Below are 17,502 nucleotides of genomic sequence, written 5' to 3' on the forward strand. Positions count from 1 at the left end.
CTCGTTCTTCTGGCGGGTGATGAGGGGCATCTGCATCTTCTCGTGCTGGCTCTGAAGTGCCAAAAGTACCCATAGATTCATCTGGAGTGCCTGCACCTAACGCTAATTTTAGTGGAGCCCGAGGATTGTTCCACTCACTATGACGCGCCCTAACGCCTACTATTCCGAGAGTAGCCATGGTGACTGCCGTGTCAGCTACTGATTGTAAGCGCGTAAGAGCTTCACGCACCAAGCAATCGAACGAAGTGCCAGGCTGAGAATTGGGGCTATACACTGCTCTTACATAATGAATTTTCTTATAGGCTGGTCGACGTGCCATGAAACGTTCCCTGGATTTTTGATTTGAACCACACTTACATAACGGCAGCTACTTCGTCTATATCAAGCTAAATCAAAATCTAACGCGGGTCTAACGCGCCTTGCGGGGAAAAGTCGGGCCAACGTAGCGGGTAACGTCTTAGCGGCGCTCACAGGGCCGCGTTGATTATTCGCCTAGCGGCTCGCCCAGGTAGTCCAGAAGGGTCTCTATCGCGTTGGTTTCATCGTCGCTTGAGAAGCCCAGCCAGTTACGCTCAGGTATGCCGCGTTCCTCATCGCCAAAGTGCATGCTGGCACCGTAGATACGGTCTGTGCCGTATTCGAGGTAGTCCGGCCCGGCGTCGTAGCGGTTGGTATCGCGCAGGTAGGTGTTGAGTACCAGTATCTCATCCTGACGCCGGGGCTTGCGCTTGCGGTACTCCTCGGACAGCGGCTCCCATGGGTCGCCGCTGGGCGAGACCTGCTGATCAAAGCGTTCTCGGGTAGCGCGGTCCAGGTCTTCGCCAATTGCTGCCATGGCGGGCTGGGCGTCACGGCCGCGTTTGTTGAGCTCGCCCAGGGCGCGCATGACCTTGTCATCGTCAATGCGGAAGTCGAGCTTGATACCTGCCATTAGTCTGTCTCCTCATCACGGCGGTACAGGCGAACCCCGCGCCGCCAGGCTTCCAGCTCGGCGGCGTTTTCCAGGCGCTGGCCGGACCAGCCGTCGCGGCCCCAGTCGACCATGAACAAACCTTCCTCGCCGCCTTCCAGTACAAAGCGGGAGAGGTAGCGACGCCGCAGGCGCGGGCGTTCGCCTTCGATGGTTTCCAGGGCCGTCCAGATTTCGTCCGGCTCGCGTAGTGTGCGGGCTAACGCGCCGAGGTTCTGGCCATCCCCCGGCAGTAACCAGCCGCCACGTCCATCACGGAACAGATCCTCGCTGATGGGCAGCGACTCCCCAGCGGCATCGGTAAAGCGCCGCACGTCGCCACCGCGCTGGGTGCCGAAGCGTTCCAGGAACGCATCCACGTAGCGCTCTTCGGGTTGGTCGGCTTCCAGCAGTTCCTCCGCCTCTTCGGCGTAGTCGGGCATGGCGTCTTGCGCCTGGCGGTTAGGCATTGTTGTGCCGGAACGTGCGCCGGATTGATTGGGGCGTGGGGTAATACCCCTGGCGCGGCCGCTACCGGGGCGGTGGTCAAAGCCGGGGTCGATGCCCTTCGCAACGCGCACGGTGCGCGGGTTAGGGCCATTCTCGCCAATGGTGCGCTCGACGTACTCGATGTCGGGGCCTCGCTCCGACACGGTGTAGCCCTCGCGCTCCGCCTGCCGACGGCTCACCATGTACTTCTTGCAGCTACAGCCGTAGCCGTTCTGTGGTGTCCAGAAATCCCACCAGGGATCATCCAGCGGTACCACGCGGCCATCGTTGGCCAGGTGCGCTGAACGCGGGTTCTCGCTGCCTCCATGCCGGTAAAGCCCAAAGGGCCGAAGGCGGCGCAGCTCCGGGTCTTCCATCTGGCGCTCACGCCCGGCGGCGTAGCTCTGGCGCAGGTTGGTGTCGTAGATGACGCGCGAACGCCAGCCTCGGTTGCCCTTGTAGGCCCAGCCGTGGCGCTCGACGATCTGGTCGAAGTCTTTGCGGAAGTCGGCCAGTGTCTTGCCTTCCTCAATCATCAACTGCACCGAGCGCTGGAAGTCCTCAACGATGGCCTGGCGGCTGGCACCGGCGACCATAAACGCCTGGTCGTTTTCTGCGCCGTACACATCCGACCAGGTGTTGGTAGGGATGGCCACCTTTTCGCGCATGGCCTCGATCTGTTCGGCAAACGGCAGGGAGCCAAACTCAGCAGCGGGCATTAGACCCCCTCGACAATGTCATAGCGCCCGGCGAGGTGGGCAGCGGCCAGGGCTTCGGTCATCACCTCGGCGAAGTCTTCCACGCCCAGCTCGGGAGCCAGCTCGACCAGCCGATCGCGCAGCTCTTCGAGGCTTTCGACTTCCTCCACCAGCGCCTGGATTTGCTCAACCCATGGCTCAATGGCGGTATCGCCTTCACGCTGTAGTCGCTCCAGCTGCAAGTCGGGAGCGTCGGGTTCTTCGCTGTCGCCCAAGCGCAGGGCCGCAATTCTCTGGCCTTGAGGCTGTGCCAAACGTAGCGCGCCAACGGGTTTTGGCGCTGCCTTTGGCATCAGTACCTCTTCGCCTTCGGCGGCTTTCGGGATGCCGCTTTTCTCGTGGAACCACCACATGGGGATCTTCGCGCCCATGTCGACGATGGTCGGAAGGCTCTTGGAGAGGCGTTCCAGGTCTTCGGTTTCGCCGGTGTCCAGGTAGAAACGCGGCGCGCGGCTGGGCTTCTCAATGCCGAAGTTCAGCGCGGCCATCGGCCACAGGATGTGCTTGCCGATGCTGCCCGCGTACTGGCGTGCATCGGAACGGATCAGGCTCATTTGCCCACGCTCATGCACATTGCCCAGGGCGTTGGTGTTAGTGCCTTCGCCGGTGCCGCTGGTGAGCGTGCCGCCCAGGATTGCCTTGGCTTTGGCGCGCTCACACCAGTCCATCATGGCTTTGTACACATCGGCGCGGCCGCTAGCGGCTTCCAGGAAATCCAGCGACATACCGTCTGGGATGATGCCCGCCGCGTTCTGGCCCAAGCTAACGACGGCGCGCAGCAGTGTGGCTTTCTCTTTTTCAGTCGCGTTCTTGGGGTACTTACCGATGCGCGCGGGCATGCCGTAGATTTCCAGCAGTTGGGCCAGGTCGCCCAGGGCGTAGTTCTGGAACAGGTATGGCCAAGCAAGCATGCGGTGTAGGCCCATGCGGGCCACGTACCCGGCCTTGGCGCGGTGGCGGTGCTGAATCCAGCCTAGCGGCCATAGCTCTGCACCCGTGGCGCTCATGTCGCGCAGCGTGATGCAGTTCTGATCCTCCGGATGCAGGCGGAACCAGGAGTGCGGCCGCAGCGTCGGCTGCTCGATAAAGCGCATCGCGCCATCGCGGCCCCATGCCAGCTCCAGGTTGGCCCAGCCGTGGCCAATGCCAGTGCCCAAGTCCAGGATCAAGTCTTCCACCTCAATGCCACTGAACACCTCGGCCGCTTGCTCGGCGGCTTTCTTCTCGCGTGCATCCGCGCCGTCCGGCGGGACGATCTGCCATTCACGCTCTGCGCTTAACTGGCGGCGCTTGCCTAGGTCGGCCCCGATCTGTGGGTCTTTCTCCTCCATGTCGTCGAACAGCTCGCTTTGAGCCTTCAGGTCGCCTTGCTCGGCGCTTTCCAGAATCTGGTAGAGCTTGTGCGGGTTCAGCCCCTTGGTGGGGTGCTCGGCAAACTCCCGCTTGAGCTGGCCAACGCGGGAATCGTTGGTTTGCTCTTCGTCGAGTGCCTGACTGCTTTCATTGCCAAACAGTTTTTTGATCAGTGCTTTTGGGCTTACCATGCGCCGCCTCCTATGCCGAATCCGGTGTGTTCAATGTCGTCGCTGTCGTCATCCTGGCGGGAAACGCCAGGCAGGGGCGCGGGGGTGAAGTCGATGGGCGCTACGTCCATCATGCTGGCGTAGTAGGCCAGCGCTAACGCAATAGCCGCATCGCCGTGGCGGTCTTTGCTATCGCCGGTTTTGGCATCGGGTAGCTTGGGCACGCCCTTGATGACCTGAAGGGCACGAAGGTCATCGACCACGTTGCTGTCGCGGGGAATGCTGATCAGCTCATCTTCAAACGCAGCCTTGAAGGGCGGCATGTTGTTGAGGTACCAGCTCTGGGAGAGCATGACGACGTCGACAATGCTGCCGTAGCGCTCGGCCGCCTGCTCGGCCAGGTAGTTACCGTTGCCACGCCCATCCAGCGCGCCGCCTTGTAGCCGTGGTAGGCGATCGGCAATAAAGAACAGCACTTGCTCTTGCTGCTTGTACGGTACGTTGCGCAGTTCAACCAGGAACGGCACCTGGCGTACTAGCTGTTGAGTGATGGCCATCGGCGCGATGACGGTTAAGTCACCGCTGCGCCCAAAGTCTTCACCAAAGCAATGAGCCAACTTAGAGTCGAGTTTTTCCAGTACTGGTAGCAGGTGTTCAATGCACCAGGCGTTGATCTCTAGGGCGCGGTAGTGCTCCGGTACCGCGTTGAACTCGGCACTGCCTTCAAAGCGAACCACGGGGGCATCGACCATGCGCGCTTCGATCATGGCGCGGGAAAGGTAGGCACCACCGCCCGCTTTGGGCACACAGTAATATTCCTCCAGTGCATCTTCCCGTGTGGCCGTATCGGCCAGCAGGTTGGCTTTCCACTGCTCTTCGGCTTCCAGGCTCCAGGGCTTGCCACGCACTTGGCAAATACGCTGATACAGCCCTTGCTCGCAAGCGTCATCCAGGGTGATGCGGTGAATGCTATAGCGCTTTTTACCGGCGCGGCTGTCCTGAATCAACTCATTGAACAGGTTCTCGACGCCGTTGTGCGTACTGATGAGACGCACCTTTGAGCCCCACATGGTGAGGGCGAGCGCGGCCTTGAGGACCTCGGCCAACTGATCGTGGTGGGCGGCTTCGTCAATGGTGACGTTGCCCTGGCGGCCCCGCATGTTGCTGGGGCGTGAGCTGAGCGCCTGGATCTTGAAGCCGCTGGAAAAGTGGATAGTGAAGGTGAGGATGTTTTTATCCTCATCTTCGTAAAGTTCTTCCTGGATGTGCGAGGCGGCGCGGTTGAAAGCCTTGGCCCACATGGCACAGGCATCGATAAACTCGATGGCCATGTCCTTGTTGGAGCCCACATAGAAGTGATTGGTGCCACCGGCGACCTTGGACCTACTGGCTGTTAGCACGGCGTCCGCCGCTTCAGCCCAGGTCAAGCCGGTACGGCGACTCTTCTCACCGAGCTTTAGCTCGGAGTCGTCTTCGATCCAGGCTTGCTGATAGGGCAGCAGAACGGATTCAGGGAGCGCGGATGCAGGCACTGTAGAAGGTGTGGCGGTCATTTGTTTAATAACCCCCGAACTAGAGCGGCCACAACAATCGCCCAGCCTAGGCTATCACCAGCCTTCATGATGGCTTCTGCGATGGTAAGTTCATCCATTAGGCAATCCCCAGAATGTCGCGCTTGATAGCGTCGATGGCGTCTCGGCTCATGCCTTGGGTGGCCATGCTGGTCTCGGCCTTTTCCGCCGCCTCTTTGGCGACTTCCACGCGCAGCTCTTTAGCCCATTTTTTCTGGCTGAGCGAGACGCGGCCAATATCGGCCAGCGCCTTGGTCACGCTGCCCAGTTGCTTGGCGGCTTTGGCCGGGTCTTCCTCGGCTTTGCGCATGGCAATAGAGATTCGCAGCAGTTGGTCTTGCAAGATCCTTGCGGTCGCGTCGATCAGGTGTCCGCTTTCATCCTCGCCCTCGCTAGACATCGCACGGGCCAGCTCGGTGGTTTTACGCACGTCGCCCATGGCCTCTTCAAACTCCTCTTGAAGATCCTGGCCATAGCGATGCACCGAACTTTTGGAAACGTTATAACCGCGCTCGCTGAGCCATCCGGCTAACGCTTCATAGCCCTGGAATCCGCTGCTTACTAGCCGCTCATTAAGCTGCTCGCGCACGTCCTGGGGCAGTTCAAACACCTTGTTGCGAGGCGGCATGGGTTACGCTCCTGGGCGTGGTTTGGCTACGCCGGGTACGTTGGCCAAGCCTTCAGCGCAGTCGGCACCGCGACCGGTCAGTGTGATCAGCCAACCGGCGCGGGGCTGTTGAACAATCACCAGGTCTTGTTCTTCCAGCCACGCCAGGTCGCCATGCAGCTTGTCGCGGCTGACGATATGGGCATACGCGCCTTTCAGCTCATCGTTGAGCGAATACTCGTTAGTCGTGAACTGGTTGCGGCGGGCCAGGATGCGCAGGATCGTCAGGCGACGGCCCTCGGTTTCAAAGTCGTGATAGCTCATTTATCGTTTCCCTTTTTCCGTCAGCAGGTACTCATGCAGGCGGTTGAGCAGTGCCGTGGTGCTCTGCATCTGGGCGCTAATCTGGGCCATGCCTCGGTTCATCTCGGCCAGTTCGCTGCGCAGTGCTTCGATCTCGGTGTAGCCGGGTCGGTTTTCCAGCGTTTGCTCCAGGCTTGAGACGTGTTTGTCCACTTCATCAATCCGCTTGTTGACCTGCGTAATGGCAGTGCCAGTGGCGCGTGTTCGATTGGTCCACCACACATATACCGCGACACCGCCCATTAAGACTGCCTGGGCAATGTCGAAGAACAGCTTGGCGGCCGCCCAGTTGATTAACTCCATGACGTTCCCTTTGGTTGGTTACCCGCCAACGCGCTTGACGATGGCATCCATAAAGCCCGCCTTGGGCGCTTGGCCTGCTGCCACTTGTTTATCCTGGCTGCGCTTATGCACGTTAATGCCGAGTACGGCCAGGGCGATGCTCCATAACCCGAGCAGCGCTGACAGCACGGCACCCAGCGCCCCCACTACCGCGGCCAACTCGCCAGGGGTGCGGAACGCCACCACGCCCAGAATGACGGTGAAACCGGTCATCTGGATAAACCAGGCGGCAGCGGTCAGGTACCCATACGTAGGCCGCCAGCGGCGTACATAGGCATCGTTGCTGGCGGCTTCGGCGCGCATGGTCTTGTTCACTTCGCCTAGGCGCACGGCTTCCGCTTCCAGCACCATGCGGGTGAGTGTTTGCTGGTGTTCGTTTTCAAGCTTTTGAAGCTTGGCGTTAGCCTCGGGATCGCGTTCGAGCATCTGGGTAATCGATTCGGGATTGGCATCGGTGCCTAGCGCTTTAGCAATCATGCCGATGGCAGCTCCAGTGGCCGGGGTGCCGATCAACGAACCAAGCAACGGCGCACCCTTTGAGACCGCGCCACTTAGCGCTTCGGTGTCGATATTGCCGAGTAGACCTTTCAGGCTCATTGCTCACCCGCCCCAGCGGGCAGGGCCGCTTGTGCGTGTATCCACGTGGGTGAAGGTGTTGTAGCGGCCAACGCTGGCGTCAGGGTGTTGGGTTTCGATGTATTCGGCGACCTCTGCGGGGTCAACGCCCTGAACGCGGATGTCCGCTGCGCGGCCTAGCAGGTGCTGGCTTGCGGTGGCACCGCCTACCTGGCGGTTGTAGTCAGCGCAGCGGCAGCCGCTGTTAATGGTGACGGGTACGTCAAAGTGGGTGCGGATGTCTTCCAGCAGCACCAGGGTTTCAAGGTCTACGGTATCGAAGCCGCAGCCGCATTTACACGCGAACTCGCGGCGCTGAAAATGGTTGGAAAGATCGTTGCGGGGCATGGGAGTGAGCCTCATTGCATGGGTGGCGAAAGCACGTTGCAGTGAGGTTCAGGCTAGAGGGGGTAGGATAGGCGGCGGGAATCAAGCGCTTTAAGAGTTTTGATGGGCCAGAATGCAAACAACCCGCCGTGGCGGGTTGTGGGTTCTTTTTATATTCAGCGCGCTTGGATGATCGTTTCGATTTCATCAGCCGTCTTTTTCAGTTGGTCGCGGTCAGGATTGGCCAGAAAAACTTGCACCTTATCTAGCACCTGATCCAGTAATTCTGTTTGCTTCGTGCGCTTCAGCAACTTCTCTACTTCTGGCTGCCAATGCTCTAAGGTCGCCCACTCTTCCTTCGGCAATGGTGTTCTGTGCTCAGTGTAGGAGATACAGCGCCAGAGGATGCTATGCATGCCGTGCACGGAAGCAATATCAAAACGCTTTTCACGACCGTAAGCAATGCGCATTTGGTTATGAATACTCGCTTTCTCATTGCCTTGTTGCCACGTGGATAACATCTCTTGAAAGGTGGCTTCGGCTTCCTCCATTCGGCCTGCTTGTTGTAGGTAGTTGGGCAGGCGCAGATATCGCTCAATTGAGTAATCGGTTCGAGTTTCCACCATCATTGCATAGGCTTTTTGAAGGTGCTCTACAGCCCCTTCAAAATCTTTTTCATTAATGGCGGCGGTGGCCTCTTTGTGCAGAAAGCTTATGGTTTCATCTTGGGCCGTTGGAGGTTTCACAGCCACGTTTACATTCATTGCCTTTCTAGGCTGGGTGTCCTTTGGTTTTTTTAAAAGCCATTCATGTATCTTTTTCAACCAGCCCATAGGCAGTCTCCTTTTTTATAATCGTATTTAGAGCTTAGCCTTTATCATGTTCAGCGAACAGATCCGACTGCAGGCGGGCGCGGGCAAGCTTACGCTGCTCGGCTAGGATGCTGTAAACCTGCGCCTCGGAGATCCCGTAGTCAGCCACCAATTGCTGGATGTTGTCGCCGGTGTGGCGCTCCCATATTTCGCGGTCGCGCAGGGCGCGGTCGAGCTGGCGGCCCTGGGGCACGTAGAGGCTTCGCCCACCGGCAAAAGAGCTGATCGCTCTGACGGCAGCGAAGGCACGGCGGCGGGCGACCTTTTGGTCATCACCGGCGCGGATGTGGGCGTTCTCGACCACCGTGAGCATATCGCTTAAACCCTGCGGCCACTTCTTGAGGATCTCCGGGTCGAGGTAGTCCAGGGCATCATTAGGGATGCCAAAGCCCAGGTCTAGGTTGTCGGCTTTATGCGAGGTCATCGGGGTACCGTCCTTGCCGCTTGGCGTCGATGATCAACGCCTGGAGCAGCTTGTGCAGTTGGTTATCGTCGAGAAAGTCCACGCGGTCCACCTTGAACATGTGCCTGGCCATGCCATCGGCGTAGGCCCAGGCGCGGCCCGCGTCTGTAAGTAGCGCCTCGACCTTGTTCATTTCCCGTTGGCGTGAGCGCGGCGGGCGCGGTGCCTTCCGGCCCGCTTTCTTTGCGGGCTTCGGCTCAAAGCCCAGCCGCCGGAACTCGTGCATCACACCGCCAACGGTCTTATTCGTGAGTTCTTTGGCACTCCTTACGCCCGCTTTGCGGGCGAGGATTGCGCGGTAGTCTTCGTCGCTTAGGCCCAATTGGGCTTTAGCGATGTGGATTTGAGCCAGCTTGCCTTTGCTGATCATAAGGTAGCTCCCCTTTGGCGGCGTACCGCGTTGCACCAGCCACCGCAAGGCTTACCGTGGTTCGCACCTTCGTGGCAGGCAAACACGCCCTGGCGCTTCACAGCGGCGTTGAAGTCGCGCTGGGTGTGCAGGCTCTTGGAGGCATCGCTACCCTTGCGCGCGGCACAGCCGCCGCACATGGGCACAGCGCTGTTCAGGGCGTCTTCCAGTTCCTGGCCTTCCAAGATGCGCACCGGCTTGGGCTTGTAGCTCAGGCAGGTAATGCCCGCACCGGGGTCAGTCACCCAGCCGCCCTGGGGCCACGGCGTGCCGTCTTTCATCTCGATCATGCCTTCGATGATTTCGCACTGGCCAAGGTGACGGCACATGCCGCACAGCATGTCGAAGGATTCCTGCCATTCCTCGCCTAGCGGCTTGAAAGGAATGCGTTCAGTGTTCATAAATCCACCTCTTGGCGCTATCTGGCTTTCGTTGCTTAGCTCGCTTTCGAATAACCGATGGCAGCTGTTCGTAGCAGGCCTTGCACGGCTGTCGGCTCTTACCGTTGCTTTGATAAAAGAACTCGGGATCATCGGGCCACCAGTCGTTGCACTTGCTGCACAGGCGCTCTTGGCCAAGCTCGGTGATCTGAGTCCACTTGCTCATGACGCTTGCTCATCCGACTTGATCTCAAGATCAGGGAAGTGCTTCTTGAGGTGAGCCACCGCCGCGCCTTCGGTGCCAAAGGTGGGTGCTACGCCGACGACCCGAGGTGTGACCATGCGATCGGCCTCTTTCTTGCCAAACGCCCGCTTCGCATGCGCATACACTTTTTTGCGATATGCCGCCCGCTTCACTGGTCGCCAGAACCGTCCTTCGGGATACACGGGCTTTTCATCCTTGGTTTCCGTCCACTTGCCTTGCACAACGCCGTTCACGTACACCACAACGAAGATCCTCTTGCCGTCATGCGCCTTGGTCAGCGTCAGCTCGTAGCCATCGGCCAGCAGTTTTACGGAACCACCCAGGTGCTTTAGGCGCTCTTTGATCGTTTTCCATTTATCCATTGTTCACCTCATGGCTGCTCATCAGTGCTGGGCCACCACGCCCGGCAGACGCCCCACGCGGGGGCGTTTCGCTTCAGTCATCGTCCTCGCTGGAATGCACAACCTTCAGCGGGAAGTCGCCCACCATGTGCAGCGCCACCTTAATGCCGGTCACGAACCCCTTGTGCATGGGCGTGCCTGGCTCCAGAACTGGGCCATCATCTCCGAGGGATATGCGTTTACCCTGATCACCCAGAGTCACAACCTGCTGTAGCTGGTCGCGGACATGCTGGTGATGCTGCTCGGCCTTGAGCACCACGCGCATGGTTTGCTCCTCGATGACGGCACGATCAGCATCGCGAACCAGGTCTTCAAGATGAGGGAAGTGCTCCATCGAATCGCTCATGCGGCACCTCGCTGGTGGGTGATGTGATAGCGGTACTGGATGCCCGCCATGGGGTCTGAGTCGCGCAGGTAATCGGTGCGGACGTTGACGCGCGGGCCGTACACCCGCCGCGCGACGGCCAGTGCCGCCTCGAGATGGGTGGCACCGGTGGCACGCTGGCCGCGCAAAGTGGCGACAAACCCGCCCATGGCGGGGCTAACGCGGATGGATGAAGCGTTGGTGATAGCGGTCATGAAGCCTCCTTAAGCAGCCATTTCTGAGCGACGTTGCCGACGAAGTACCCGCCGAGCAGCAACCAGGTCAGTGCCTCGAATACCTCGACCGGCAGCAGACCGGCGATCAGCAGACCGACCATCACGAGCTGCCAGAACATCGCCGCCCAGAACTTGCGTGAACTCCAGCGCTGTTTGACGTCGTCCATGTCACACCTCCTCATCAGGGCCAGTAGCAAGAACGACTGCGCCGCCTGGAACACGCTTGCTTACCTGAATCTCTCCACTAGCAAAGCAGTACGCGCTGAATAGATCTTTCATCTCACACCCCCGCGATATCTAGGCTGATGGGACGGTACTGGTCGCTGCTGCCGACCCGCTCATAGATGCGGATGTAGCTCTTGGAGCCGGTGACCTGAATGGCGTCACTGATGGCGTCCATGGCGCGCAGCCAGCGTTTGTCCTGGATGTTCAGGCGGCGTAGGCCGAGCACCTGGCCGGTGCGGATGTTGCCCGCCTGGTCGACGCGGAAGGCGTCTTGCACGATGGTGGCCACCTCGGGGCGGGCGTCGGTTGTCCAGTCCCGCAGGCACTCTTCAATCAACCCTTTGGCCGCCTGCAGTCGCTCATCGAAGGTGATGTTTTCGGAGATAGCGCGCAGCACCTTGTACTTGCCGCAGAAGCTGACCAGCTGGATGTTGCCTTTCTTGCCGCCGATCTGGACGTCGTACTCCTGGGCGGAGGTTTGAACGAAGGCTTCGATCTCGCTGAACACGTCGCTTTTGAAGTCGCGGAGCTGGTCGCGCAGCTCACAGGCGCGGTCAATAATCGAGAGCACCAGCTCATCGCGTAGCTTGTCGATCTCTTTGATCTGCTCTTCGGGCACCAGTCGGCTCTTGGCGTCCATGCGGAAGCCGTCGGGCACTTGCTGATTTTCGGTTGCTGGGGGGTTCATGCTTGGCTCCTTTCGGGTGTGTTTAGGCCTGCCGGTAGCGCGGCCATGGGCGTGTTGGGAAGCGACTCAAGGCCGCTGCTTTTGTCGATGCAGCGCGGGCACATAGCGGCGACGCGTCGGTGCTCGTAGAGGCCGCACCACTCGCAATGCCCTTGGCTTGTGACGGCGTAACACTTCGGGGTGCGGTTGTAGCGGTCGACGAGGCAGATCACGAAGCGGCTATTCACCAGGCCGGTGAGGATATGGCGCACTGCGTCGGCGTTCAGACCGGTGGAGGTGCATAGCTCATCCAGCGTGGCACCGTCGTTTGCCTGTAAATGGGATAGGATCAGATGGCTCATTTCAGGCACCTCGCTTGGCAAAGTTGGCACTGCGGTTACGGGCGTTGTGCCGGTGGTGATGAAGCGGCTCGACATACGCGCCGTTGCGCTGCTGCATGCGCGCCACGGCTCGCTCGGCCTGTTCGGTTTCACAACGCCAGCGGTCGAGCAGGTCACGCCAGTCCCAGTCCGGTACCGAGCTTTCCTGTGCAGCGGCTGGCTGCTCGGCCAGGCCGGTATCCCAGCGCTGCCAGATACGTAAAACGGCAGCTTGCTGGGCCGGTAGCAGCGGTTCCGGCTCTAACGCCAGGCGTTCAAACTGCACGGGGTTGGCCAGGTACTGCGCCAGGTTGACGCCGTGGCGGGCCAGGCGCAGCTGCACGAAGCGGTCGGCGTATTCTTCCAGGTGCTCATCGCTGTAAGTGGTCATTGGTCGTCTCCCTTGCTGGCAGCCCCTTTCAACAGCTCCGATAGGCGCTTGGGGGCGTTGGCTTGCTCAGTCGCCTTGGCGTTGTGGCGCTGACCCTTTGGGGTGGTGGCCACCGTGGATTGGCGTTCGGCCATGCGGCGGTGTTCGGCCAGTACGTCATCGGTCGAGCGCTCCTGAAACGCGGCCGCCGGTAAGCGATTTGCAGGCGTTTTGGCACCGCTGCGTGCCGCTTCCTCGCGCTGCTTTTCCTGCTCACCGGCATGGCGGTCGGCGCAGCGGGCGACGACTTCGTACAAGTAGCCGTGGCCGCTTAGCGGTAGGCCACTGGGTGGGCTTTCCAGCATCTGGTCTAGGGCCATCACCCACACCTTTAGCGGTGCCTCCCGCTTGATGCCTTTTCGCTCGATCACGCCGCTGGTGATCACGTCTTTCAGCTCCGTCAGCAGGCGGGCGCTCTTGGCGCTGGCCAGCGCTCGGCTGGCAGGACGGAAAAAGCCTAAGTAGCGCACGATGCGGCTACTCAGCAGCGCGGGCATATCCAGAGCCGCCGCTAATGCCTGGTTGTGTTCGCCCTGGGTGACGAAGGCGGCCATGTCGGCCGTCATGCCGCACTCGGGGCACGTCGCTTTAAGGGTCATTGGTCGCCTCCGTCCTGGTTGTCGGGGTTGTGGGGGCAGCGCTGGCAGTGTTGCCACATGCGCATGGCCATGGGGTTGTGGGTGGGCGCGGGGCGAGCGCGGTAGTCGCGGCACTGCTCGGCGCTGATGTTGATCGCGAGCGCCGGGCAGTCGAGGCCGTCTAGCGCTTCCAGTACCTTCTTTTCGATGCTTGCGGTTGAGGGGCTGGGGTAGCGGTTGGCCAGTGCCAATGACACCGCGCTGCGCGAGACGCCAATACGCTCGGCGGCTACCTTGCGGTTTGTGGCGCGCACCTCGTCGGCGAGCAGCACGATCCAGCGCGGTACGTCGTCACCCCAGTTGGAGATGTCGACGGTGCGGGTACGGCGGATGACGTCACTCATGGCTCACCCCCTTCGGTCTTGGTCACGCGGACATACACCACCTGGCCGGTGTTGGGGTCATAGAGTTGCTTGGTGCGCTGGATCATCGGCGCGCGCGGGCCGGTCCAGCGGGTACTGACCAGCCGGTAGCGGGTCAGCACGCCGGGAGAACCAGGGCGAACGATGGCGACGTACTCGGCAGCGGCCAGGAAGCGCAGGTATTCGTTGGCCGTTGTTTCGGCGATCTCTACCTTGGGCGTCGTGGCGGCGTCCGCCAGTTCTCGGGAGGTGCAGTCGCCGATGATCTTGAGCGTGCGCCACATCTGTTCACGACCGAGGCCACCGGTGGGCGTGGAGCCGTCTTTGCGCACGCGCGGGGCTTCCACGCCGACGTCTTTTTCCAGCTTGAACTGCACCGGCTCGCCGCTTTTGCGCGGCACATCGAGACGGGCGAGGTAGCCGCCTTTTTCGAGGCCGTTTAGGTAGTCACGCACGCGGCCCTGGCTGACCGCATCCGGCATCAGTAGCGATACGTCGACCGTGGCGATGGCTAACCCTTTGGCGTGCATATCGCGCAGGGTTTCCCAGATGGCCTGGCGGTCGATGCGCGGGCCTTGGGCGTTGAGTTGGGGTTTACGTTTTGCCATGCCTTAACCCCTCCGCGCCGGTGGCTGGCCGGTGTGGATCTCACGCTCGCCCCATTCACGCATGCCGACCATCGTCCAGCCGTTGGCGGTAGCCTCGCTGTGGATCTGGTAGAGGTTGACCGCGACGCGACGCAGGCAGCCTTTAACGCGGTCGTTGACGGTTTCCAGCAGGTCGTCTTCGATCTCGATATCGGGGTAGCTTTTGTCAGCCAGGGCGCGAACGTCATCCAGGCTTGCTGCCTGGGCGGGCACCCATTCCAGTACGCGGTTATGCAGGCGCTCCAGCCGTGCCATTGAAGCGGGCACGCGCTCCTCGCCGATCAGGATCAACGTGCCTTGGCTGGCGTTGTAGATGTCGGTGAGGACGTTGGCCGCTGCCTTGTCGATCACGTACTGGACGTCATCGATGATCAGCGGGCGACCACTTCTGCTGAGCTGCTCGGCGATCTGGTCGACCATCTCCGAGAGCGTTTTCATGGGGATGATGCCCATCTCGCGTAGCACGGCGACCACGAACGCTTTCTTGGTCCAGCTTTCGCGGCACTCGACGTAGTAGGCGCGGTGCATGTTTGCCGCGTAGGCCGCTGCCAGGCTCTTGCCGTAGCCGCTGGGGCCGTACATGACCACAAGGCCTGGCAGTTCCGGCGGCCGGTTGGCGGCGCTTTCGACCGCTGCAGCGAGTAAGCCGACGTTGGTGAGTGGTACAATGGTGTTGACGCTCATAGTGCTTCCTTATTCAAGGTTGGGGTGTCATGGGCCGTGGTTCAGACGGCCCGGCGGTTGCGGGTGGGTTGCCGCCCACCCGCATCCACTTCTGCATCCATCACTTTGGCGATGGCTTTCAAATCTCTGTGGTGCTGATAACGTTCATGCCATTCACGGGCGGCTTCAGGCACTTCCTCACCTTGCTGCAACTGTCCATCCAGCTTTTTCCAAAGCCGGTACCGATCCATCTTGCTGTCAGGTATCTGAAAGCGAGTGCCTTCATCCGCCAGTTGCTTGGCGTAGGCGCGGCCTGCGGCCGCCTGCTTTTCGTCTGAATAGCTGGCGGCTGGGGTAATCGCGCGGATCTCGACGTCGCTGCCAGTGATGGTTTTGGCTTTCTGCGCCAGGCGGTTGAGCTGGCCTTTTTCGCGCTTCTCGGCGGCGCGCTGGATCATCGTTGCTGGCATGGCGGGGGTGGCGTTGCCGTCGAGAATGGCATCGCCCAGGTGTTCGCCTTCCAGGGTGTAGACGCCGACGCTTGCGGTATCGCGGTAGTCCCACGCGACGCGGATCTCTTCGCCGTGGAAGTCGCGTAGGGCATCCAGGAAGTACAGGCCGCCGTTGATGCGAACCTCGCCACGGTTGGTTTTGCGTACCTCTTGCGGGCGCATGAGGGAGGCGACCACATCAGCAGGCGCGGTGAGCGCTTCGAAGCCTTCAGCCTCGGCGTTCTTCCAGGCTTCCATGGGGCTTTGGTGGCGTAGCCTGCCGCTGTCCAGGTCGCGAATTTTGGTCAGGCCCGAGTGGGGGCGGTGGTTATAGACGTCCAGGGCGTCGTTGAGCCGGTCGAAGAACTCCTGAAAGGTCGGAATCAACCTGGGCTTTAGCCCGTTCTTGATGTCGCGGCGGCTGAGCTTGTGCGCTTTGGTCGACGCCTCTTTGTCCATGTCCGCGCCGATGTAGCTGTCCATGGTTTTGGCAAGCTTCACCAAGGTGCTTTGGTGGGCGCGCTCGATCACGCCGCGTGCCTGGGAGTTGTAAGGCAGCGAGTGGGTAATGGTGCCGCCCAGGCGGTCGACGACTTCATAGACATTGGCGTTGTCGAAGCCGCTGCCGTTGTCGACGTAAAACAGGTTGAACATGCCCGCACGGCTTACGGCATCGCGCAGGGCATCCAGCGTGGCTAGGGTTGATTCGGCAAGGTTCAAGGCAAAGCCGACGATGCGGCGCGTGGCCCAGTCGATGATCAGCGTGACTTCGGGGCGGAACGCTTGGCCGGTCAGCGGGTTGATGACCTCGGCGTCGAAGGTGTGGCCATCCGCGACCCATACATCGTTGGGCCATAGCTCTTTACTGGTGCGGCGCTTGAAGGGCTGAAGCGCTTTCAGTTCATGGGCGCCCATGCGGCCACGCTCACGCGCTTCCGGTGAAAGCTTGGCTAGCCAGCGGCGCACCTGGTGGATAGAGGGGTGCGGTGGTTCTGTTTGTTCGACCAGGAGCTGATAGGCCGCTTCGACCGAGGGCTTCTGCGGCTTCTGGTAGCGCTTGAGAAAATCACCGGCCCAGGGCGGCATGCTCATATCGGCTTGGCGGCGTTTTGGGGCCAGGCCACGCTCACCGTGCTTTTTAAAGTCGGCGATCCAGCGCTTTAGCGTGCGTTCGCTCAGGTTGCGGGTGGCGGTCTTGCGATCGTTGGCCATCACCACACGCTGTTTAAGGTACGGCGTTAGGTCGTCCGCTTTAGCGTGAGCAACTAACGTTTCGATGGCGCGCTGCTGGCTGACCATGCGGCTCATGCGTTCTATCTCGCGCACGAAGGCAACGCGGGCGCTCATCACCTGGCGCTGGGCATCGGTTAGCTGCTGCTGGCCTGGGCGCGGATCTTCCGGTTGAGCGGCAACGGTACTGGCAGGCGTGGGATCGGCCTGTTCTGCCTGGGCCAGTAACAGGGCGTTCTGGGTTTCAGTGGGCAGCACGGCAAAGGCGTATTCGACAGCCTTGCTGCCCAGTCGCTGTTGACCTTCCCAGCCATGACGCTTGGCATATTCACGAACGTTGCGTTCAGTGCCGGGCAGTCCTGGCAGCCCGGCCAGTTCTTTGGCGGTGTACCAGTTCATTGATCATCCCCCATCAAACGCTTCAGCTCTTTCATGTCCGTTTTGAGCTTTTCGAGCATCTGTTGGCGTTTGCCGTACTCGGCGGCCAGCGCCTCACGGCCGTATGCGACACGCCCGCCACGGAGGTGGACGATCCAGTCGGTGAACACGTGGCTCTGGCAGACTTCCTCAAGAAGCGGAATGCGATAGAAAGGGATGTTGTGATCGCTGCGGGCAGGCGAACTCCAGGCATCAAGCATGTGCTTTGAGACGTCATCGCCGGAAAGGCGGCTCATCTGCGCAGCGACTTCGTAACGGTCGACGGGGCAGTCTTTCAGCACTATCCCCACCAACTCGCTGACCTGGCTGGCGTAGTTGCCACTGCCCGGCAAGGGCACCACGGGGGCAGGCACTTCGAAGATGTCTAGCGTTTGGGTATCTTTGACGCGCCTCATGG

The 17,502-nt window shown here is 60.6% G+C and carries 26 protein-coding genes and 1 other RNA gene; all 27 read right to left on the reverse strand.

All coding sequences use genetic code 11. The features are described from left to right. Nucleotides 1–484: 484 nt before the first annotated feature. The 27 genes from BMX75_RS12090 to BMX75_RS12225 all read right to left on the reverse strand — a co-directional run bounded on the left by BMX75_RS12090 (nt 485) and on the right by BMX75_RS12225 (nt 17,500). Nucleotides 485–931: a phage virion morphogenesis protein gene (locus BMX75_RS12090; RefSeq protein WP_092828283.1), complete on the reverse strand. Its 447-nt coding sequence runs from the start codon at nt 929–931 to the stop codon at nt 485–487. After that, the gene (locus tag BMX75_RS12095) at nt 931–2,157 is read right to left on the reverse strand and encodes a PBECR2 nuclease fold domain-containing protein (RefSeq protein WP_092828285.1); all 1,227 of its coding nucleotides are present in this window, start codon (nt 2,155–2,157) and stop codon (nt 931–933) included. The genes BMX75_RS12090 and BMX75_RS12095 overlap by 1 nt, the downstream gene beginning before the upstream one ends. Then, on the reverse strand, nt 2,157–3,740 hold the full coding sequence (locus tag BMX75_RS12100; protein ID WP_092828287.1) for a DUF935 domain-containing protein: 1,584 nt from the start codon (nt 3,738–3,740) through the stop codon (nt 2,157–2,159). Before BMX75_RS12100 ends, BMX75_RS12095 begins: the two co-directional genes overlap by 1 nt. After that, a complete protein-coding gene (locus BMX75_RS12105) occupies nt 3,734–5,272 on the reverse strand; it encodes a terminase large subunit domain-containing protein (protein WP_092828289.1) in 1,539 nt (512 codons plus the stop codon). Before BMX75_RS12105 ends, BMX75_RS12100 begins: the two co-directional genes overlap by 7 nt. Nucleotides 5,273–5,369: 97 nt before the next feature. Then, nucleotides 5,370–5,918: a DUF3486 family protein gene (locus tag BMX75_RS12110; RefSeq protein WP_092828291.1), complete on the reverse strand. Its 549-nt coding sequence runs from the start codon at nt 5,916–5,918 to the stop codon at nt 5,370–5,372. 3 nt (nt 5,919–5,921) lie between these two features. After that, a complete protein-coding gene (locus BMX75_RS12115; RefSeq protein ID WP_092828293.1) occupies nt 5,922–6,221 on the reverse strand; it encodes a VpaChn25_0724 family phage protein in 300 nt (99 codons plus the stop codon). After that, on the reverse strand, nt 6,222–6,563 hold the full coding sequence (locus tag BMX75_RS12120) for a DUF2730 family protein (RefSeq protein WP_092828295.1): 342 nt from the start codon (nt 6,561–6,563) through the stop codon (nt 6,222–6,224). It abuts the gene before it with no gap. A gap of 18 nt (nt 6,564–6,581) precedes the next feature. After that, nucleotides 6,582–7,199: a 3TM-type holin gene (locus tag BMX75_RS12125; protein ID WP_092828297.1), complete on the reverse strand. Its 618-nt coding sequence runs from the start codon at nt 7,197–7,199 to the stop codon at nt 6,582–6,584. 3 nt (nt 7,200–7,202) lie between these two features. Next, nucleotides 7,203–7,565, reverse strand: a complete 363-nt coding sequence (locus tag BMX75_RS12130; protein WP_092828299.1) for a D-Ala-D-Ala carboxypeptidase family metallohydrolase — start codon at nt 7,563–7,565, stop codon at nt 7,203–7,205. 155 nt (nt 7,566–7,720) lie between these two features. Then, entirely contained in the window at nt 7,721–8,377 is a 657-nt protein-coding gene (fliS, locus tag BMX75_RS12135) for a flagellar export chaperone FliS (RefSeq protein WP_092828301.1), read from the reverse strand. A gap of 34 nt (nt 8,378–8,411) precedes the next feature. Further along, nucleotides 8,412–8,840 (reverse strand): Mor transcription activator family protein, encoded by a 429-nt coding sequence (locus BMX75_RS12140; protein WP_092828303.1) that lies wholly within the window; start codon nt 8,838–8,840, stop codon nt 8,412–8,414. Further along, a complete protein-coding gene (locus BMX75_RS12145; RefSeq protein ID WP_092828305.1) occupies nt 8,827–9,249 on the reverse strand; it encodes a gp16 family protein in 423 nt (140 codons plus the stop codon). Before BMX75_RS12145 ends, BMX75_RS12140 begins: the two co-directional genes overlap by 14 nt. Continuing rightward, nucleotides 9,246–9,689, reverse strand: a complete 444-nt coding sequence (locus BMX75_RS12150; protein WP_092828307.1) for a hypothetical protein — start codon at nt 9,687–9,689, stop codon at nt 9,246–9,248. Before BMX75_RS12150 ends, BMX75_RS12145 begins: the two co-directional genes overlap by 4 nt. Before the next feature lie 201 nt (nt 9,690–9,890). Then, nucleotides 9,891–10,295: a hypothetical protein gene (locus BMX75_RS12160; protein ID WP_092828311.1), complete on the reverse strand. Its 405-nt coding sequence runs from the start codon at nt 10,293–10,295 to the stop codon at nt 9,891–9,893. Nucleotides 10,296–10,303: 8 nt separating this feature from the next. Further along, nucleotides 10,304–10,369, reverse strand: an RNA gene (locus BMX75_RS12165) — hammerhead ribozyme type II. After that, nucleotides 10,369–10,680: a hypothetical protein gene (locus BMX75_RS12170; protein WP_139197166.1), complete on the reverse strand. Its 312-nt coding sequence runs from the start codon at nt 10,678–10,680 to the stop codon at nt 10,369–10,371. The genes BMX75_RS12165 and BMX75_RS12170 overlap by 1 nt, the downstream gene beginning before the upstream one ends. Next, nucleotides 10,677–10,913, reverse strand: coding sequence for a hypothetical protein (locus BMX75_RS12175; protein WP_092828315.1), 237 nt, complete (start codon nt 10,911–10,913; stop codon nt 10,677–10,679). Before BMX75_RS12175 ends, BMX75_RS12170 begins: the two co-directional genes overlap by 4 nt. Further along, entirely contained in the window at nt 10,910–11,101 is a 192-nt protein-coding gene (locus tag BMX75_RS12180) for a hypothetical protein (protein ID WP_092828317.1), read from the reverse strand. Before BMX75_RS12180 ends, BMX75_RS12175 begins: the two co-directional genes overlap by 4 nt. A 113-nt stretch (nt 11,102–11,214) precedes the next feature. After that, nucleotides 11,215–11,847 (reverse strand): DUF3164 family protein, encoded by a 633-nt coding sequence (locus tag BMX75_RS12185; protein ID WP_092828319.1) that lies wholly within the window; start codon nt 11,845–11,847, stop codon nt 11,215–11,217. Further along, nucleotides 11,844–12,188 (reverse strand): hypothetical protein, encoded by a 345-nt coding sequence (locus BMX75_RS12190; RefSeq protein ID WP_092828321.1) that lies wholly within the window; start codon nt 12,186–12,188, stop codon nt 11,844–11,846. The genes BMX75_RS12185 and BMX75_RS12190 overlap by 4 nt, the downstream gene beginning before the upstream one ends. 1 nt (nt 12,189) lies before the next feature. Next, nucleotides 12,190–12,597 carry a hypothetical protein gene (locus BMX75_RS12195; protein ID WP_092828323.1) on the reverse strand — a complete coding sequence of 136 codons (408 nt, stop codon included), beginning with the start codon at nt 12,595–12,597 and terminating at the stop codon, nt 12,190–12,192. After that, nucleotides 12,594–13,235: a hypothetical protein gene (locus BMX75_RS12200; RefSeq protein WP_092828325.1), complete on the reverse strand. Its 642-nt coding sequence runs from the start codon at nt 13,233–13,235 to the stop codon at nt 12,594–12,596. The genes BMX75_RS12195 and BMX75_RS12200 overlap by 4 nt, the downstream gene beginning before the upstream one ends. Next, the gene (locus tag BMX75_RS12205; RefSeq protein ID WP_092828327.1) at nt 13,232–13,618 is read right to left on the reverse strand and encodes a hypothetical protein; all 387 of its coding nucleotides are present in this window, start codon (nt 13,616–13,618) and stop codon (nt 13,232–13,234) included. The genes BMX75_RS12200 and BMX75_RS12205 overlap by 4 nt, the downstream gene beginning before the upstream one ends. Beyond that, on the reverse strand, nt 13,615–14,244 hold the full coding sequence (locus BMX75_RS12210) for a hypothetical protein (RefSeq protein ID WP_092828329.1): 630 nt from the start codon (nt 14,242–14,244) through the stop codon (nt 13,615–13,617). The genes BMX75_RS12205 and BMX75_RS12210 overlap by 4 nt, the downstream gene beginning before the upstream one ends. 3 nt (nt 14,245–14,247) lie before the next feature. Next, nucleotides 14,248–14,967, reverse strand: a complete 720-nt coding sequence (locus tag BMX75_RS12215) for an AAA family ATPase (protein ID WP_092828331.1) — start codon at nt 14,965–14,967, stop codon at nt 14,248–14,250. 41 nt (nt 14,968–15,008) lie between these two features. Then, entirely contained in the window at nt 15,009–17,066 is a 2,058-nt protein-coding gene (locus BMX75_RS12220; protein WP_092828333.1) for a DNA-binding protein, read from the reverse strand. Continuing rightward, entirely contained in the window at nt 17,063–17,500 is a 438-nt protein-coding gene (locus BMX75_RS12225; protein ID WP_092828335.1) for a hypothetical protein, read from the reverse strand. Before BMX75_RS12225 ends, BMX75_RS12220 begins: the two co-directional genes overlap by 4 nt. Between the last annotated feature and the right edge of the window lie 2 nt (nt 17,501–17,502).

It is taken from the genome of Vreelandella subterranea, assembly GCF_900111305.1.
GTDB classification, from domain to species: Bacteria; Pseudomonadota; Gammaproteobacteria; order Pseudomonadales; family Halomonadaceae; genus Vreelandella; species Vreelandella subterranea.

Bases quoted from the DNA above. Each gene is read 5' to 3' on its own strand.
- BMX75_RS12195 (WP_092828323.1), bottom strand. From the start codon at position 12,597: ATGACCACTTACAGCGATGAGCACCTGGAAGAATACGCCGACCGCTTC.
- BMX75_RS12145 (WP_092828305.1), bottom strand. From the start codon at position 9,249: ATGATCAGCAAAGGCAAGCTGGCTCAAATCCACATCGCTAAAGCCCAA.
- BMX75_RS12105 (WP_092828289.1), bottom strand. From the start codon at position 5,272: ATGACCGCCACACCTTCTACAGTGCCTGCATCCGCGCTCCCTGAATCC.
- BMX75_RS12160 (WP_092828311.1), bottom strand. From the start codon at position 10,295: ATGGATAAATGGAAAACGATCAAAGAGCGCCTAAAGCACCTGGGTGGT.
- BMX75_RS12220 (WP_092828333.1), bottom strand. From the start codon at position 17,066: ATGAACTGGTACACCGCCAAAGAACTGGCCGGGCTGCCAGGACTGCCC.
- BMX75_RS12180 (WP_092828317.1), bottom strand. From the start codon at position 11,101: ATGGACGACGTCAAACAGCGCTGGAGTTCACGCAAGTTCTGGGCGGCG.
- BMX75_RS12095 (WP_092828285.1), bottom strand. From the start codon at position 2,157: ATGCCCGCTGCTGAGTTTGGCTCCCTGCCGTTTGCCGAACAGATCGAG.
- BMX75_RS12100 (WP_092828287.1), bottom strand. From the start codon at position 3,740: ATGGTAAGCCCAAAAGCACTGATCAAAAAACTGTTTGGCAATGAAAGC.
- BMX75_RS12175 (WP_092828315.1), bottom strand. From the start codon at position 10,913: ATGACCGCTATCACCAACGCTTCATCCATCCGCGTTAGCCCCGCCATG.
- BMX75_RS12210 (WP_092828329.1), bottom strand. From the start codon at position 14,244: ATGGCAAAACGTAAACCCCAACTCAACGCCCAAGGCCCGCGCATCGAC.
- BMX75_RS12215 (WP_092828331.1), bottom strand. From the start codon at position 14,967: ATGAGCGTCAACACCATTGTACCACTCACCAACGTCGGCTTACTCGCT.
- BMX75_RS12125 (WP_092828297.1), bottom strand. From the start codon at position 7,199: ATGAGCCTGAAAGGTCTACTCGGCAATATCGACACCGAAGCGCTAAGT.
- BMX75_RS12205 (WP_092828327.1), bottom strand. From the start codon at position 13,618: ATGAGTGACGTCATCCGCCGTACCCGCACCGTCGACATCTCCAACTGG.
- BMX75_RS12225 (WP_092828335.1), bottom strand. From the start codon at position 17,500: ATGAGGCGCGTCAAAGATACCCAAACGCTAGACATCTTCGAAGTGCCT.
- BMX75_RS12140 (WP_092828303.1), bottom strand. From the start codon at position 8,840: ATGACCTCGCATAAAGCCGACAACCTAGACCTGGGCTTTGGCATCCCT.
- BMX75_RS12200 (WP_092828325.1), bottom strand. From the start codon at position 13,235: ATGACCCTTAAAGCGACGTGCCCCGAGTGCGGCATGACGGCCGACATG.
- BMX75_RS12120 (WP_092828295.1), bottom strand. From the start codon at position 6,563: ATGGAGTTAATCAACTGGGCGGCCGCCAAGCTGTTCTTCGACATTGCC.
- BMX75_RS12110 (WP_092828291.1), bottom strand. From the start codon at position 5,918: ATGCCGCCTCGCAACAAGGTGTTTGAACTGCCCCAGGACGTGCGCGAG.
- BMX75_RS12170 (WP_139197166.1), bottom strand. From the start codon at position 10,680: ATGAGCGATTCGATGGAGCACTTCCCTCATCTTGAAGACCTGGTTCGC.
- BMX75_RS12185 (WP_092828319.1), bottom strand. From the start codon at position 11,847: ATGAACCCCCCAGCAACCGAAAATCAGCAAGTGCCCGACGGCTTCCGC.
- fliS (WP_092828301.1), bottom strand. From the start codon at position 8,377: ATGGGCTGGTTGAAAAAGATACATGAATGGCTTTTAAAAAAACCAAAG.
- BMX75_RS12130 (WP_092828299.1), bottom strand. From the start codon at position 7,565: ATGCCCCGCAACGATCTTTCCAACCATTTTCAGCGCCGCGAGTTCGCG.
- BMX75_RS12190 (WP_092828321.1), bottom strand. From the start codon at position 12,188: ATGAGCCATCTGATCCTATCCCATTTACAGGCAAACGACGGTGCCACG.
- BMX75_RS12090 (WP_092828283.1), bottom strand. From the start codon at position 931: ATGGCAGGTATCAAGCTCGACTTCCGCATTGACGATGACAAGGTCATG.
- BMX75_RS12150 (WP_092828307.1), bottom strand. From the start codon at position 9,689: ATGAACACTGAACGCATTCCTTTCAAGCCGCTAGGCGAGGAATGGCAG.
- BMX75_RS12115 (WP_092828293.1), bottom strand. From the start codon at position 6,221: ATGAGCTATCACGACTTTGAAACCGAGGGCCGTCGCCTGACGATCCTG.